Annotated in this window: 16 protein-coding genes; 6 read left to right on the forward strand and 10 right to left on the reverse strand. The window is 38.6% G+C overall.

The window, feature by feature from the left end; genetic code table 11:
• Position 1 precedes the first annotated feature (1 nt).
• The gene (locus tag FFM68_RS09600; protein WP_239585149.1) at positions 2–1411 is read right to left on the reverse strand and encodes an FAD-dependent oxidoreductase; all 1410 of its coding nucleotides are present in this window, start codon (positions 1409–1411) and stop codon (positions 2–4) included.
• A 119-nt stretch (positions 1412–1530) separates the two neighbouring features.
• On the opposite strand from FFM68_RS09600, the gene FFM68_RS09605 reads away from it, so the two are divergent.
• Positions 1531–2481, forward strand: a complete 951-nt coding sequence (locus tag FFM68_RS09605) for an aldose epimerase family protein (RefSeq protein WP_137619125.1) — start codon at positions 1531–1533, stop codon at positions 2479–2481.
• On the forward strand, positions 2478–3272 hold the full coding sequence (locus FFM68_RS09610) for an alpha/beta hydrolase (protein WP_137619126.1): 795 nt from the start codon (positions 2478–2480) through the stop codon (positions 3270–3272). The genes FFM68_RS09605 and FFM68_RS09610 overlap by 4 nt, the downstream gene beginning before the upstream one ends.
• A 295-nt stretch (positions 3273–3567) precedes the next feature.
• Here the strand turns inward: FFM68_RS09610 and rlmH are convergent, their stop codons facing one another.
• Positions 3568–4047 carry a 23S rRNA (pseudouridine(1915)-N(3))-methyltransferase RlmH gene (gene rlmH, locus FFM68_RS09615; RefSeq protein ID WP_137619127.1) on the reverse strand — a complete coding sequence of 160 codons (480 nt, stop codon included), beginning with the start codon at positions 4045–4047 and terminating at the stop codon, positions 3568–3570.
• A gap of 339 nt (positions 4048–4386) precedes the next feature.
• Between rlmH and FFM68_RS09625 the strand changes: the two genes are divergently transcribed.
• The gene (locus tag FFM68_RS09625; protein ID WP_137619128.1) at positions 4387–5682 is read left to right on the forward strand and encodes a S1C family serine protease; all 1296 of its coding nucleotides are present in this window, start codon (positions 4387–4389) and stop codon (positions 5680–5682) included.
• 37 nt (positions 5683–5719) lie between these two features.
• Here the strand turns inward: FFM68_RS09625 and ytpR are convergent, their stop codons facing one another.
• The 3 genes from ytpR to FFM68_RS09640 all read right to left on the reverse strand — a co-directional run bounded on the left by ytpR (position 5720) and on the right by FFM68_RS09640 (position 7402).
• Positions 5720–6331, reverse strand: coding sequence for a YtpR family tRNA-binding protein (ytpR, locus tag FFM68_RS09630; protein WP_137619129.1), 612 nt, complete (start codon positions 6329–6331; stop codon positions 5720–5722).
• 213 nt (positions 6332–6544) lie between these two features.
• A complete protein-coding gene (locus FFM68_RS09635) occupies positions 6545–7000 on the reverse strand; it encodes a universal stress protein (protein WP_137619130.1) in 456 nt (151 codons plus the stop codon).
• A gap of 9 nt (positions 7001–7009) precedes the next feature.
• Positions 7010–7402: a thioredoxin family protein gene (locus FFM68_RS09640; protein ID WP_275578074.1), complete on the reverse strand. Its 393-nt coding sequence runs from the start codon at positions 7400–7402 to the stop codon at positions 7010–7012.
• 201 nt (positions 7403–7603) lie between these two features.
• On the opposite strand from FFM68_RS09640, the gene FFM68_RS09645 reads away from it, so the two are divergent.
• Entirely contained in the window at positions 7604–7939 is a 336-nt protein-coding gene (locus tag FFM68_RS09645; RefSeq protein WP_137619131.1) for a hypothetical protein, read from the forward strand.
• A gap of 115 nt (positions 7940–8054) precedes the next feature.
• Here FFM68_RS09645 and pepV read toward each other — a convergent pair whose 3' ends face one another.
• Positions 8055–9467 carry a dipeptidase PepV gene (pepV, locus tag FFM68_RS09650; RefSeq protein ID WP_137619132.1) on the reverse strand — a complete coding sequence of 471 codons (1413 nt, stop codon included), beginning with the start codon at positions 9465–9467 and terminating at the stop codon, positions 8055–8057.
• A gap of 189 nt (positions 9468–9656) precedes the next feature.
• Between pepV and FFM68_RS09655 the strand changes: the two genes are divergently transcribed.
• Positions 9657–10496 carry an NAD(P)H-hydrate dehydratase gene (locus FFM68_RS09655; RefSeq protein WP_137619188.1) on the forward strand — a complete coding sequence of 280 codons (840 nt, stop codon included), beginning with the start codon at positions 9657–9659 and terminating at the stop codon, positions 10494–10496.
• 2 nt (positions 10497–10498) lie between these two features.
• Positions 10499–10933 (forward strand): acyl-CoA thioesterase, encoded by a 435-nt coding sequence (locus FFM68_RS09660; RefSeq protein WP_137619133.1) that lies wholly within the window; start codon positions 10499–10501, stop codon positions 10931–10933.
• An 84-nt stretch (positions 10934–11017) separates the two neighbouring features.
• On the opposite strand, the gene FFM68_RS09665 is transcribed toward FFM68_RS09660, so the two are convergent.
• The 4 genes from FFM68_RS09665 to FFM68_RS09680 all read right to left on the reverse strand — a co-directional run bounded on the left by FFM68_RS09665 (position 11018) and on the right by FFM68_RS09680 (position 16465).
• On the reverse strand, positions 11018–12367 hold the full coding sequence (locus FFM68_RS09665) for an APC family permease (protein WP_137619134.1): 1350 nt from the start codon (positions 12365–12367) through the stop codon (positions 11018–11020).
• A gap of 245 nt (positions 12368–12612) precedes the next feature.
• Positions 12613–13614, reverse strand: a complete 1002-nt coding sequence (locus tag FFM68_RS09670; RefSeq protein WP_137619135.1) for an NAD-dependent epimerase/dehydratase family protein — start codon at positions 13612–13614, stop codon at positions 12613–12615.
• Positions 13615–13649: 35 nt separating this feature from the next.
• The gene (locus tag FFM68_RS09675; RefSeq protein WP_137619136.1) at positions 13650–14843 is read right to left on the reverse strand and encodes a glycine C-acetyltransferase; all 1194 of its coding nucleotides are present in this window, start codon (positions 14841–14843) and stop codon (positions 13650–13652) included.
• A gap of 695 nt (positions 14844–15538) precedes the next feature.
• Positions 15539–16465 carry an aldo/keto reductase gene (locus FFM68_RS09680; RefSeq protein ID WP_137619137.1) on the reverse strand — a complete coding sequence of 309 codons (927 nt, stop codon included), beginning with the start codon at positions 16463–16465 and terminating at the stop codon, positions 15539–15541.
• Between the last annotated feature and the right edge of the window lie 37 nt (positions 16466–16502).

Consider the following 16502-nt stretch of genomic DNA (forward strand, 5'->3'; position numbering starts at 1 on the left):
CCTAGACTTCGATAAAGCTTTTTTGCTCAATCAATTTATTTTGTAATGCTTTGATGTCGATTTCTCCAATTGCTTTGTTGTCTGCTGCGGCCATTGCTGCAGCTGTTCCAGCTGCTTGTCCTAGCGCTGTCATCGTTGGTGTCGTACGAATCGCAGCTTGTGCTTCAAACGAGGCAGAGACACAACGTCCTGTTACAATCAGGTTACTAATTTCATTTGTGATCATGATTTCATAAGGGATACGATAATAGCTATCAAATACAGATTTATCAAATTTTTCATGAGCAACCTCTTCAGTTTGGTTAGCATGCACAGAAACTGTTCCTTCACCTTTTGGATTATGAATATCGATTGGGTAACCGGAATGGGCGATGGTTGACGCAAATGGTTTGTTTTCTAAAACATCCTGATTCGTCAATGTGTACTTTCCTTTGATCTGTCTTGTTCCACGAACACCGACGCTCGGTCCACTATAAGCGATTTGGGCATTTTCAAAACCAGGCACTGACTCAACTAAAAAGTGATACAATTCCTCACATTGTTTCCGACCAATCATTTCTGCCCGAGTCAACCCTTCAGCTGATACACCGCTTTCATTAATGATTCGTGAAGTGTTCATAATGAATTCTCCCGGAACGTTTGTTTCAAAGAAAAGAATATCTTCTCGCGGAATACTGATTCGACCTTCTTCTTTAGCTTTTTTGAATTCATCATCAAATCCGACGAAAGATAATATCTCTGTATTTTTCATAACATCCAAATCTCTATTTAATCGTGGAAATTTTGCTGGATCATCTAACACTGCCGCACGTAGTTTTTGTGTATCAACACCGTAGACTTTTAAATTCATCGTCATCGGCTGCATCGCATTATCTGTTTCTCGACCTAATTGGAAAGGTACTTCTGACATTACTGCTAGATCACCATCTCCCGTTGCATCAATAAATATCTTACTTGAAACTTGGCTGATTCCATCCTTATTAACAATCGAGATACTCTTAATCTCGGCAGCCTCTTTTTCTAATCCAATTAGATAGGTATGAAATAAAACATCTGCGCCTGATTCACTGACCATCTCATCTAAAACGATTTTTAAACCCTCAGCTGAAAATGGTGTTACGTAAGAAATATAATTGGTGGAATCTAGAACATGTCCAGGAGAATATCCCCGTTCAACCAAACGTTCGACCATCTCTTGTCCTAATCCTAAAATAACTTGCTTATCCCCAGCAAAGTACGTCATCATTGGACCTACTCCGTTTGCTGTAAGCGTTCCTCCAAAATAACCGTTTTGATCAATGATTAATGTCTTTGCACCATTTCTCGCAGCGGCAATTGCGGCAAATGTTCCAGACATCCCTCCACCAGCTACTACTACATCGTAGTTTTCCTTCAAAATACTTGAATACAAAAAATGCAACCCCTTTCTGTTTGCGTTTACAAAAACAATAATACATCATTTCCAAAAAGTGTCAATACTAATGGAAATTTTTTTCAGATAAAGTTATACTGACAGAAAGGAGGGATCTAATGTTTCAATTATCCTATGATCATATTGACAAAAGCGTAATTTTCACCAAAGTTTCAATAAAAAAAGAGTTAGAGGTGACCTTCTCAAATCTTGGAGCTTCAATTTTCAATATTTCATTTTCAGATAATCGCAGTAATTTGGAAAATATTTTAGTCGCTCCACCAAAAGATATTTGGTTGAATAATAAAACCTTTGCTGGAAGTATTGTCGGGCCTTTAGCTGGACGTTATGAGGTTGGTAAAACGACCCTTGAAAGGAATCGACCGCCCATTCATTTCCACGGGGGATCTAATGGCTGGGACAAGCTGATATGGAAACAATCAGTTACTGAAAATAATGATTCTATTACCATTTCTTTTTGCCATTCAACCTCAGACTACGTGGCTTCAGTTATTTACAGCATTGATAGCGGTTACAATCTTATTATGGAAATCTTGGTAAATCCTACAGCTGAGACTTATCTAAATCCAACAAATCATATGTATTTCAACTTGAATGGTTCAGCTTTCCAACCTATAACCAACCATCTTTTTCAGATTAATTCTGATTTATTATTTCACGAAAAAAACGGTTTGATTCAATCAACAGTACCATTTCCTGTCCCAAGTCAGCTGAATTTTCAGTCGTTAAACGATCTTTCCACATTAGCAAATTTTGAAGGAATCAATCACACATACCAACTCCACAACGAGCAGGCTGGAATTTTGAGACATCCAACGAATGGACGACAGATAACATTTACTACAACCTTGCCTAGTGTTGTTATTTATACATTCAACACTACACAAGAAACTTTCGCTAGTGATCATCAACTTTACCCTATTTATAGTGGAATAACTTTTGAAACCCAGTATCCAGCAAACCAATTGGAGAGGGTGACATTTGGACCGAAAAAACCTTACCATTCCAAAACAACTTATAATTTTTCAATCATTGGAGGAGGAAAATGATACAAGAAAAAATAGAAATTGACAAAGCAGAATTGACAACATATATTTTAGACAATTATCCCGAAATTGATCTCAATAGAAAACGTCCAGCAGTCGTAATTTGCCCTGGTGGAGCTTATAAATTATTATCAGATACCGAGACCGAATCAATTGCGGTCAAAATGATGTCCTTAGGATTTCATGCCTTTATTTTACGATACAGTATTAAACCTGTAATATTTCCACAATCACTCATTGAATTAGCCAAAAGCATGCAAGTTATTCGAAGAAATGCTGAAAAATGGAATATTGATGAAAATAAAATCATCGTTGCCGGATTTTCTGCTGGTGGACATCTTGCCGCAAGCTTAGGAGTATTTTGGAACGAGGCATTTCTCAAAGAACAGTTATTTGGTAATGAGCAGGAATGGAAACCAAATGGATTGTTATTATGCTACCCAGTAATCACCTCTGGTCCCTTCGCCCATGGAAGTTCTCTTCAAAATTTATTGGGTGAAAACTACGATAAACTAAAAGTAAAAATGTCTCTAGAAAATCAAATCACGAAGGATACTCCAGCAACGTTCATTTGGCATACTGTGGAAGATCAAAGTGTTCCTGTAGAAAATAGTTTACTGTTTGCAAACAAGCTACAATCTGTCGGTGTTCCCTTCGAATTACACATTTTTCCAAAAGGTATTCACGGGCTGAGCTTAGCCACTTCTGAAACAACCAGTGATCCACAAAAAATTGATAAAGCTGTATCTAACTGGCCTTGGCTATTCAAAATTTGGGTTACTGAAAATCTGTAGTATCCATCAAAAAAATTCCGATCATCACTCAAGATAATCGGAATTTTTTTGATGGATACTTATTATACTTTAGGATAGCGCCCCAACCCGGTATGACTTTTAATTATTTTTCGATCCATAAGAATTGATTTAGCTTAATCAAGATTGAATTCTTGAATCCACCTTAACTATGTTCTAAAACCCCTTCTTAGATTGAAATCATTGCTAGATATTTTTTTCTAAATCCTGAAAGCAAGCCACTATTTTATCGAAGGTCATTTCTTACCTTCAAAGTTTCATTTCTTTGAAAAACGCCTTATTTATGATACGGCTCCCCTGCATTGATTCGGAATGTTCGATAAATTTGTTCTATTAGGATCAGGCGCATTAGTTGGTGCGGGTAGGTCATTTTCCCGAATGAGATTTGAGCATTGCTGCGTTTGAGGACTTGATCGCTCAAGCCTAATGAGCCGCCGATGACGAAAACGAATTGGCTTTTTCCACTGATTTGGAGTTTGTCTAATATAGCTGCAAACGTTTCACTGCTAGGATTTTCGCCATTGATCGCTAGTGCAAAGACGTATTCTTGTTCTTTGATTTTAGCAAGGATTCGCTCGCCTTCTTTTGTTTTGACTTGGATCATCTCGGCGTCGCTGAGTTTTTCTGGTGCTTTCTCGTCTGCCACTTCGATTAACGTGATCTTGCAATACTTTGATAAGCGTTTAGTATATTCTGAAATTCCTTGAACGAGGTATTTTTCTTTCAGTTTTCCCACAGAAATAATTTTGATATTCATTTTCTTTCACCTTTTTCCACTAAGTTATACACATTAGTCACAGGGTTATCCCCAGATTTAGGATTTCTCTAGCCTTTTTTAGGGCTGTTTTCGATACAAACATATGTTTTCCACTGAGTTATCCCTATTATCCACATTTATGTGGATAAAATAATTTAATTAATCAACAATCTTTTTCCTTAGTTTTCCACTGATTTTGTGGAAAACAATTTTTCTTCATTTCTCCACATTTTCCTCCAAAACTTTTTCATAAAAAAGTCAAATCGGTGTAGTAGACTTAACTTACAGAAAAATACTATACTCAATATAACTTAAATTATAGTAGAGGTGGAGGAAATTATGATAAGAAAAGATATTACACCCACGCCAAAAAAATCAACGGGTTTTTTTAGACGATTTGGGATTAGTTTATTAGGCGGTATACTCGGCGCGGTTCTTACGATCGGAATTTTCTATGTAGCGAACGGTTCATTGCTTAGTCCAAATACTCAAAGTACTAGCGGCTCGCCAAGTGCTGGCAATACAACTGTCAGCAATATGAAAGTGGATGTTAATTCCGATGTTACTGATGCTGCTAGCAAAGTACAAGATGCCGTCGTTTCGGTCATCAATTTACAAAATCAGCAATCACAAAGCGATATCAGCGGCTTTTCTGATATTTTCGGCAGCAGTGAAGAGCAATCAGAAAGTTCTGATGATCAACTAGAAGAAGCGTCAGAAGGTTCTGGTGTCATCTATAAAGTAGAAGGCAAAACTGCCTATATCGTAACAAACAATCATGTGGTAGAAAGTCAAGACGGTCTTGAAGTTTTATTGAAAGATGGTTCAAAAGTCAAAGCCACTTTGATCGGAACAGATGCATACACTGACTTGGCCGTTTTAAAAGTGGAATCGGATAAAGTGGCAGATATCACCGCGGCTACTTTTGGTGATTCCAGCAATCTAAAAGTCGGCGAACCGGCAATTGCCTTAGGTTCTCCTCTTGGTTCTCAATATGCAAACTCAGTTACATCAGGGATTATTTCTTCCTTGAACCGGCAAGTTGTCAATCAAAATGACGACGGGCAAACAGTCAACATCAACGCGATTCAAACAGATGCTGCGATCAATCCCGGCAACTCTGGCGGACCTTTAGTAAATATGGCTGGGCAAGTAGTCGGAATCAACTCTAGCAAGATCGTCCAAACTGAATCAAATGTTAGTGTTGAAGGAATTGGTTTTGCCATTCCAAGTAATGATGTGGTCAATGTCATCAATCAACTGGAAAAAGACGGCAAAGTAATCCGGCCTGCACTTGGTATCTCGATGGTCAACCTATCTGATTTATCAACAGAACAATTAAGTGAAATCGTTAAAGTGCCAAGCTCTGTTACAAATGGGGTTGTCGTTGCTAAAGTCCAATCTTCCACGCCAGCAGACCAAGCCGGCTTGAAGAAATACGATGTGATCACTAAGATCGGTGATACTGAAGTGGCAACTGGCGTTGAACTACAATCAGCATTGTACAAATACAAAGTTGGTGACACCATAAAAATTACTTACTATCGTCAAGATAAGAAAGAGACTGTTTCAATCAAATTGAGTACTGACACTACTTCGCTACAATCTAATACTGAGCAACAAGGTAATAATTAAATAAAAAAATTCCGTTGAGCTGACTCAACGGAATTTTTTATTTGCCTATTTCAAATTTTTCACCAATTTTAGCATCTTCAGCTAAAACTAAGATTCCTTTTTTCTCCGGTGCATTTGGTAGATGAAGTTCTCTAGCTGAACAGATCATTCCAAAACTATCAACACCGCGTAAATTTCCCGGCCAAATCATTTGACCATCCGGCATCATCGCACCAGGTTTTGCGACCACAACTTTTTGTCCTGCCGCAATATTCGGCGCACCGCAAACAATCTGCAAGGTCTTTCCGCCGTCGATCTCGGTTTCAGTAATATGCAAGTGGTCTGAGTCAGGATGTGGCACACAAGTCTTCACATAACCAACTACAAATTTTGGCGAAAGATCAGTTGCCAATCGTTCTTCAAAACCAGCTAGCTTCAAATGTTCATTTAAGATTTCGATTTCTTTTTCAGACAATTCCACTTGACCATTGCCATGGATCGGTAAATACTCTGAAACATTAAAAAAGTTCCAGGCTACTGTTGTCCCATCTGTCGTTTGGACGCGGGCAACATCTCCTTTTTTCTCGATGGCATTGTCTTTGTTTTCATCATTTTTGACGATCACCATCAACGTGTCGCCAATATTTTGTTTATTATACGCAAAAATCACGGTTCTACCTCCAGTCATAGTCCTCTCGTATCTTAACAAATCTAACAGGACTTTTGCATGAGTTTTTTTTCATTTCCAGCTTAGTAAATGAGTACTTGTTATACAAATGATTAAATCACAGCCATCTGCACACTCAATTTTATAGATTCCTAATTGCTAGTATTTCGCTTTTCGCTCATTTTTCCCCAAATAAAAAGCTGGTCAAGCCAGCTTTTATTCAGCACTTGGATGAACGATCAAGACATCACACGCTGCTTCTTTGATAACATAACTAGCTACACTGCCCGTCATGAAACGCTCCACAGCATTCAGACCAGATTGTCCGACCATGATCAAGTCAATGTCGTATTTTTCTGGTAATGTTTTTGCCATCGCTTCTTTTGCCGATCCATAGGCAATAATGCCTTCAATTTTGTTATAACCTAATTCAGCCCCTAAATCTTTACATTCGTTGATCAAGTCTTTCGCATCGGCGGCCAATTGATCCATAATATTTTGATTTAACGGTGAGTAGCTCATGAACGTGTAGATTTGATGATCGATCACATTGGCTACATATACAGTTCCTTGATTTCGTTTAGCGACGGCTAACGCTTTTTTGAAAGCTTCCATTGCTTGGTCGCTGCCATCGATTCCGACTAAGATATTTTGATACGATTGTGTAAACATGACACTCTCCTACCCTTCTACGCGTTGCAAAAAGTCAGCAATCTCGTTTTTTGTTTTACGATTTTTATTAACTAACCGACCTAATTCTTCCCCATCGTTTACTACGACAAAACTCGGAATCCCAAAAATATTCCACTCAGCTGCTACATCGATATACTCATCGCGATCAACTTGAATAAATTGAAATTGCGGGAATTCTGCTTCGATTTCTGGCATCTGCGGCTTGATAAAGTTGCAATCACCACACCAGCCCGCGGTAAAGAAGAAAACATTCTTTCCTTTTTCTGCGTAACCAGCTAACTCTTCAATACTTTTAGGGATAATCATTTCGTCACGACCTTTTCTTTTACTATCTTGATTATACACTTTTCGATCTTTTTGAGAAAGAAGGGCACTCGTCATCTTTCTTTCCAGTCTTTGTGCGGATTTATGTTAAAATAAGATGAGCCCGAAATGAAAGTGACAGCTACTGGTTTCACTTTAACTATCGAAAAAATTTGTAAAAAAAATGCCTCAGATTGAATGAATGATCGATACCTGTTTTTCTGAGGTCATTTCGTTGAGTATGCAAAAAGCAAGTGAAAGAACAAGGAGGTTTGTACTATGGAAAAAACCAAAAAATTTGCCCAAGGTCTCATTGTTGGTTCGTCAATCGGACTAGCTACCGGCATTATTGCACATCATTATTACAAAAAAAAACAAAAAATGTCTCCCGACAAGGTCTTAGAGCAAATCAAAACTGATTTTTTGAAAGAAGGTCCGATCGAAGGTTCATGGATTTCTTTTGATACTGAACGGATGCAAAAATTTGCTATCACAATGGATGTCCTTTCTGGTGGAATTACCCGCACCGAAGACGATCATTTGGTGGCATATGAATTTAAAGCAGATGCTAAGACTGGTGCTGTTTTAAAGATTGATCGACTGATTGCTGATTGAATCTATAATTTAAAAAAAATGGGGTGTGACAAGACTTTTGTCACACCCCATTAGTATATCTAATATCCTTTAAGATTCGGCTCGTTTTTAACTGAATCATTTAAATTGATCAAACTTATTTTACTAAGCGATAGATTGCATCAGCATAGATGACTGCAGAGTTTAAGATATCTTCAACAGACATATATTCATTGGCTTGGTGCATTGTATCTTCAAAGCCAGGGAATTGTGCGCCGTATGCAACACCGCGTTCTAGTAAGCGACCGAATGTTCCACCGCCGATCACTTTTTCTTCGCCTTTGATTCCTGTGTGTTCTTCAAATGTATCCAACAATGTAGCAACTAACGGATCATCTGCTGGTACGTAGTGAGGCAGCATATGATGTCCACCTTGAGTCACATTTACATCTGAGCCGAATAATTCATCAAGTTTTGCTTTGATTTCTTCAGCAGATGTCCCTTTAGGATAACGGAAATTCAATGTAATCCGGTTATCATTGTCTTGACCATCTTTGAAGCTGAAGATGCCGGCATTCATTGTTAATTCACCCATTTTTTCGTTATCGAAATCAACGCCTAATTTTTTACCATAAACATCTTCATGGATGTATTTTGCACTGTTTTCGATAAAGGCTTTTGCACCTTTGTCAAAGTCATAATTGTTCAAGAAAACAGCTAAGAACGTTCCGGCGTTTGTCCCTAATTGAGGGCTGGCACCGTGAGCTGCTTTTCCGTCTAAATGTAAAGTAACAGTTGAACCAGATACTTCTGCTTTCCCGCTAACTGGATTGCTTTCTACATAATTCGCAAAATCTGCCGCGATCTTTTCAGCAGCTGCTGCGTCTGCAACTTTCACTTCTGCAACGGCATTTCCGGGAACCATATTTTCACGCAGACCCGCTTCAAAGCTTACTAAAACATAGGCAGTTCCATTTGTTCCGTCAAAATGAGGAATCATAGTTACATTTCCTTTTTCACCATTGATGATTGGGAAGTACGCATCTGGTGAGAAACCAAAGTCAGGTTTTTCTTCATGTTCAAAGTAATAGTCCATGTCTCCCCAGCCGCTTTCTTCGTCAGTACCGAAAACAAAACGGATTTTTTTAGAAACTGGCAAGCCTAATTCTTTGATGATTTTAACTGCGTAATAGGCAGCAACTGAAGGGCCTTTGTCATCACTTGATCCGCGAGCGTATAATTTTCCGTCGCGAATTTCTGGTTCGTAAGGATCTGAATCCCAACCGTCGCCAGCAGGTACGACATCTAAGTGTCCGAAGATTCCTAATGTTTCATCTCCGTCACCGTAATCAAAATGACCGGCATAGTTGTCGACATTTTTTGTTTTGAAGCCATCACGTTCTGCGATCTCAAGCATTTTTTCTAATGCTTCAACCGGTCCAGGTCCGAATGGTGCTTCTTTGGTTGCTTTGTCGTCTTCACGTTCACTTTTGATCCGTAATAAGGTGAATAAATCAGCTAATAGATCCTCTTTACGTGCTTCGACTTCTTTTTTAAAATCGATTGTCATTGAAAGATTCCTCCTTTAATTAAAACCACTATAATGATAGCACTCTATCCAATAGAAAAACAATGATAACTCTTTAAGAAATACTAGGACAGACACGATTTTTCCCCTATAATAAAATTATAACGAATTTTATCCCATTATTTTTCATAGAAATGCTGAAAAATCAACTGAATGAAAGTAAGTGATGAAATGACTCGATTAAGCAAAGAAATTTTAACCCAAACGATCAAAAAGCGGCCGGAAATTTCCCACAAAGGAACCTTTGGCCGAACTGTTCTGATCGGTGGAAACTCACAATATGGCGGTGCGATTATTATGAGCGCAGAAGCCTGTGTCAAAAGTGGCGCAGGACTTACCACCGTAATCACAGCAGCCAAAAATCACAGCGCCCTCCATGCTCGTTTACCAGAGGCGATGGTAGTATCTTTTGAAGAAACCGCAGTGATCGATTCCGTCTTAGAAACAGCGGATGTCGTTTTAATTGGTCCAGGTCTTGGTTTAGATCAAACCGCGTTGAAGCTTTTACAAAAAATATTAAAAAATCAACAAGCACAGCAATGGCTGGTGATCGACGGCTCGGCAATTTCGCTTTTTAGTGAATACCAATTAGCATTGAATTTCCCTGAGCAAACTGTTTTCACTCCGCATCAAGCTGAATGGGCACGGTTAAGCGGCTTATCAATCAATAAACAGAGTGAAAAAAACAATTGTGCAAAACAAGCAGACTTAGGTGCTAAGATTGTATTAAAAAGTTATCGTACAACACTTTATGATCAAGCCGCGGCTTATTATCAGAATCCCTTAGGTAATCCAGGGATGGCTACTGGCGGTATGGGGGATACATTAGCTGGAATGATCACTGGTTTTTTAGCTCAGTTTGAAAAAACTATCGATACACTTGCAGCAGCAGTCTATTTGCACAGCTTGATCGGCGATGATTTGGCAAAAACAAATTATGTGGTCCTCCCCACTTCAATCAGTGCGGCATTGCCCCGCTATCTGAAAAAATACGCGAGCGAAAGGAAATGATTATGGAAAACTATCCCGGCTATGTGCGCAAACCTTTTTACTATGAAACAGATAAGATGGGGATCATCCACCATTCGAATTATATTCGCTGGTTTGAAGAAGCCCGTGTCGATGCGCTGACATTTATGGATTATCCTTTTGAAAAAATCGAAGCCGCCGGGATCATGATCCCAGTCCTCGGTGTCAGCTGCAACTATAAAGAAATGATTCGTTTTGGCGACGAAGTTTTGATTCGTCCAACCGTCACCAAATACACCGGTACCCGTCTCGACTTTGACTATCACGTCTATAACGGTGAAAAAATAGTGACGACTGGAACTAGTCAACATTGCTTCATGTCTTCTGAGACTAATCGTTTGGTTCAGTTGCGAAAAACACATCCTGAACTTCATCACTTGTTTTTAGACTATTATGAAACGACCAAAGAAACAAATTAAGCCGCGGCAAATTGCCAGCGGCTTTTTTTTATGACAAAGTATGATTAAAAAAAGCCAGCGGCACAAGCTGCTGGCTTTAACTTTTTATTTATATTTTCTCTTCATGTACAAGTAGAAAGGAATTCCTAATGCTGTGATCAAGATACCGACCATCGCTAATTGGAACTGGTTAACTAATGTCATAACCAAGATGAACACACCACCAATAATTGCGATAATTGGGATGATTGGGTAAAGCGGTACTTTGTAAGGACGAACCAAATCTGGTTCTGTTTTTCTTAATTTGATTACCGCGATGAATACTAATGTGTAGAAAATCCAGATAACGAAAATCAACATGTCAGTCAACACATCAAATCCGCCAGCCATCATTAAAACGATCGCGATGACTAATTCTAAAATACCAGCAACATAAGGAACTTGGTTTTTATTTAATTTTACTAATTTGTCTGAGAATGGTAATTGTTTTTCAAGACCCATTGTATAAGGAAGACGCATCCCGGTCATCGTGTACCCATTGATTGTTCCATATACTGAAATCAAAATACCGATTGTTACTAATCTGCCGCCGATGCCGCCGAAAATAGTTTTCGCTACTTCCATCGCTGCATTTTCATTTCCTGCTAAAACAGAGATATCCATCGTACGTAGGAAAGCAAATTGAACTAGTAAGTAAACGACCATGATCCCTAAGATCCCACCTGCAATGGCACGAGGTAAGTCACGCGCTGGGTTCTTTAATTCACCAGCGATATTTCCGACATGAATCCAGCCATCATAAGCAAACATTGTTGCTAATAATCCTGCACCTAGCGCTGGAGCGAATCCGCCAACGTGTGCGCCTGCTTCAACAGGGAACAAGCTGACTGTTACATCGCCTTGACGTAATAAACCGAAAATTACGATCAATGCTAAAGGAACTAACTTACAGACTAATGTGATTGATTGGAACATTCCGCCGGCTTTTGAACCTAGGAAGTTGATCAACATAATTGATGTAGCTGCAATAATTGCAATTGGTACTAATAGTGATTGACTCATACCAAACAAATTGATGAACTGAGTAGCAAAGATAATTGCTAAAGCTGCTACGTTTGCTGGGAAATAAATAATAACTTGTGCCCAACCTAGTAAGAAACTCCAGAATTCACCATACGCACGTTCGATATAACGCAACATCCCACCTGTTTCTGGAATAGCCGCTGCTAGCTCCGCACCTGTCAAGCCGGCACAGACACTGATCAAGCCTCCTAGAAACCAAGATAGCATATGTAAACTAGTCGATCCTGTTACTGTAGCAACACTGGCTGCTTTGAAGAATACTCCCGCTCCAATTACGGTACCCATTACTGTTGAAAGGGCCGGGAAGAACGTCATCGTCCGTTTCAATTCACCTTCGTGTGAACCGACGACATCTTGTTGGTTGTCTGACATAATTTTTCCTCCTTAATTGCGAAGTGATCGTTTGTTCACTTCTTAACTTGATTTTTAAAACAAATAGATAAAGTTATTAGATAAAAGAAACAGAATAAAAAATTGCGTTATACCAAGTATTCAATAACTTTTTTTACTTGCCCAGATATTATTTTAACACGGGGAAAGAAAAAGGGAAACGTTATTTTAAACATTCCCTTTTTTCTCATTTATCCCTCATGTTTTGTTAAGAAAGACCAACTATCTTAAGAATTTACACTGTCAAAAGATACTTTTGTTTCAACGCCTTCAGCTTTGAATTTTGCTGACAATTTTTCTAACATTTCATCAGTCATTTTATCTAAGTCGAAACTTGGGCTGAAGTCCCATTCTTTACGTGCATCGCTGTCATCAATCGAATTTGGCCAAGAATTTGCGATCCCTTGACGAACTGGATCCACATCATAGTTCAATTCAAATTCAGGGATACGACGACGAATTGATGCTGCGATTTCTTCTGGTTCAAAGGACATTGCTGTAATATTGAATGAGTTGCGGTGTACCAAACGGCTTGCATCCGCATTCATTAATTTCACGATCCCTTCGATTGCATCGTCCATGTACATCATGTCCATGTTTGTGCCTTTGTCGATAAATGATGTGTAAGATTTGTTTTTCAATGCTTCATAATAAATGTCTACAGCGTAGTCTGTTGTTCCGCCACCAGGTTCTACTTTGTATGAGATCAAGCCTGGGAAACGTACGGAACGAGTATCTACACCATATTTTGAATGATAGTAGTTTTCCAACAATTCACCGGCAACTTTTGTTACACCATACATAGTAGTTGGATGCATTACTGTATCTTGTGGTGTGTTGTCTGGTTCAGCATCTGGTCCATAAGCTGCGATAGATGATGGTGCGAAGAATTTTGTTTCTGGTCCGATTTCACGAGCAACTTCTAGTGCATTCATTAAACCAGTCATATTTAAATTCCAAGCAAATGCTGGACGTTTTTCAGCAGTTGCTGAAAGTAGTGCAGCTAAGTGGATGATTGTGTCCACTTCATAGCGTTTTGCCATGTCTAAGAAACTGTCGTGATCTGTTACGTCTAATTCTTCAAATTGTCCGCCTTCAACAACTGGGCTGCCTTCAATTGTACGAATATCCGTTGAGATAACATTTTCGACACCTAGATCTTTGCGTAGTCTTTCAGTCAATTCTGAACCAATTTGTCCTAATGCGCCTGTGATCAATACTTTTTTCATAAGTGTGATTTCCTCCCTAATTATCTTTCGTTTTTTTATTTGATGATTCCTAATTCTTTACCGACTTTTTCGTAAACTTTGATTGCGTCATCTAACATTTCTTTTGTATGACCAGCATTTGGCATGTTACGTACACGGCCAGTTCCTAGTGGTACTGTTGGGAACACGATTGGTTTTACGTAAACACCGTTTTCTAATAATTTTTTAGAGAACTCTTGAGCCAATCTTTCGTCACCAACGATTACTGGTGTGATTGGTGTTTCAGCATGACCGATATCATAGCCGATACGTTTTAATTCTGATTTGAAGTAATTAGCATTTTCCCAAAGTGTTTCTACATATTCAGGATGTTCTTCAATCAATTCAATTGCTTTAATACAAGCACCTGAAGCTCCTGGAGTTAATGAAGTTGAGAACAAGAATGGACGTGCTTGTGATTTCAACCAAGTGATCAATTGTTTTGTTCCGGCAACATACCCGCCGACAACACCGATACCTTTTGATAATGTACCCATTTGGAAATCAATGTGATCTTGCATGCCGAAATGTTTAACTGTTCCGCGTCCTTCACCCATTACGCCCGTTCCATGAGCATCGTCAACGTAAGTGATGACATTGTATTTTTCACAAATCTCTACGATTTCAGGAATTTTAGCAACGTCGCCGTCCATTGAAAAGACACCATCAGTGATGTACATTACTTTATTGTATTCGCCGCTTTCAGTTGCAGCTTTTGCTTTTGCTTCTAAATCTTCCATATCTTGGTGTTTTACGCGGATGATTTTAGCGCCTGATAGACGGCTGCCATCAATGATTGATGCGTGGTTCAATTCATCAGAAAGGATCGCATCGCCTTTTTTCATGACTGCTGAGATTGCACCCATATTACAGTTGAAACCAGATTGGAAAGCGATTGCTGCTTCTGTTCCTTTAAATTCAGCAATTTTTTCTTCTAATTTTTGGTGAATGTCTAAAGTTCCGTTGATTGTCCGAACAGCACCGGCACCAGCACCATAATGTTTTGTTGCTTCTACGTCTGCTTCGATCAATTCAGGTCGAGTCGCAAATCCTAGATAGTTGTTAGAAGCCAAGTTGATCATTTTCTTTCCTTTAACAGTAATGATCGCACCATTGCTTCCTTCTAAAACATCAATTGTGCTGAACAATCCTTTTTCTTTTAGATCTTCCAAGTTCGTTTCTAGAAATTGGTCAAGAACTTTTGAACTCATAACTATTCTCCTCCATACTATTTATTGCGCAATTAAAGTTGTTATTTATAAACTTTTAAAAAATAAACAGCCTAGATATTTGTTTGCGCTTTCTTAAATTACATACTTAGTTTATCGGCAGTTGATAACGTTTACAACGTTAATTCATGACAATTCTTTGAATTATCATAAAAGTTAGAGAGTTTCTAATTTGTTTTATTTAATAGCTGCAAAAGTTCTGTTTTATTCAAAAAAACAAAATTTTTTTAGTCAGATTTCTCCGTTGACAAATAAGTTTTTATATTCACAATCACTTAGTTTAAATGTAAAAATAAAATAATTTAAAGCGTTAAAGGCTTATGTACCATTCAAATCGGGAGATAAGTGATCCAGTATTTTTATCACAAAAATGGAAATACTTTTATGTATTCGAAAAAAAGAATCCGCCTTCTTACCGCCTCTCGTCTTCTAACCAAATTCAAATAAAACGTTTTTTATTTTTCATATAAATTCTGTTTCTTACTTTTTTTACTTCTTTTTCACTAGAATCGGACAAATTTCTGCAAAACAATCGGATGTTCTTACCGATAGCCTCCTTTAATTCGTTCATTTCTACATCCGTCGTTACGAGAATCAATTCACCAATCGACTCTTTTTATTTAATTCAAAAAAAATAAGGTTGCGACAAAATTTTTGTCACAACCTTATTTCGATCATTATGGTAGATCATTGCCTGCTGCAAAGTAGACATCGTACCATTCTTGTTTTGTTAATGTCACCGCTGCGCCTGCTGCACTTTCTTTGATTCGAGTTGGATTCATCGTACCTAAAATTACTTGCATGTTAGCCGGATGGCGTAAGATCCAACCAGTTGCGATCGCATTTTTATTGGTATGATATTTCTGCGCTAATTTTTCTAGTTGTTCATTCAATTCTGGGAACTTGTCATTGTCAACAAAGACCCCTTCGAAAAAGCCGTATTGGAATGGCGACCACGCTTGGATCGTCACGCCCTTGCGCCGAGAGAATTCTAATACACCGCCGTCATGATCGAAAGACCGTGCATCTGTCATATTCGTGTGCATTCCGTAATCGATCATTCCCGTATGCATGATTGAAAATTGCAATTGATTGATCAATAATTTTTGATCGACGTATGATTGCAATAATTGAAATTGTTCCGGATTAAAGTTAGATACGCCAAAGTGACGCACTTTCCCGCTGGCTTGTAACCTATCAAAAGCTTCTGCAATTTCTTCTGGTTCCATCAACGGGTCCGGGCGATGCAATAAGAAACTATCCAAATAATCGATACCCATCCGTTCCAAAATACCATCCACTGAATCCAATAAATGTTGTTTTGAATAATCGTATCGTTTATCAGCGCCTGTTACGATACCGCCTTTTGATTGGATGAAAAATTTATCACGGGAGATTTTGGCTTCCTTCAATGCTGCTCCAAAAATCAGTTCTGACTTTCCATCGCCGTACATATCCGCTGAATCAATAAAATTAATTTCACTTTCTAACGCTGTTTCTAAAACTTCTGCCGCCTTCGTTACAGTCAACGCTGACATTCGCATGATTCCTAAAGCGATCGCGGAAGCTTCCCAATAGCTGTTGCCGATTTTTCGTTGTAACATTCTGTTCATCCCTTCTGAAAAAATATTTTTCCTTACT

Origin of the sequence: Enterococcus xiangfangensis (assembly GCF_005405365.1) — a bacterium.
Classification (GTDB): Bacteria; Bacillota; Bacilli; order Lactobacillales; family Enterococcaceae; genus Enterococcus_A; species Enterococcus_A xiangfangensis.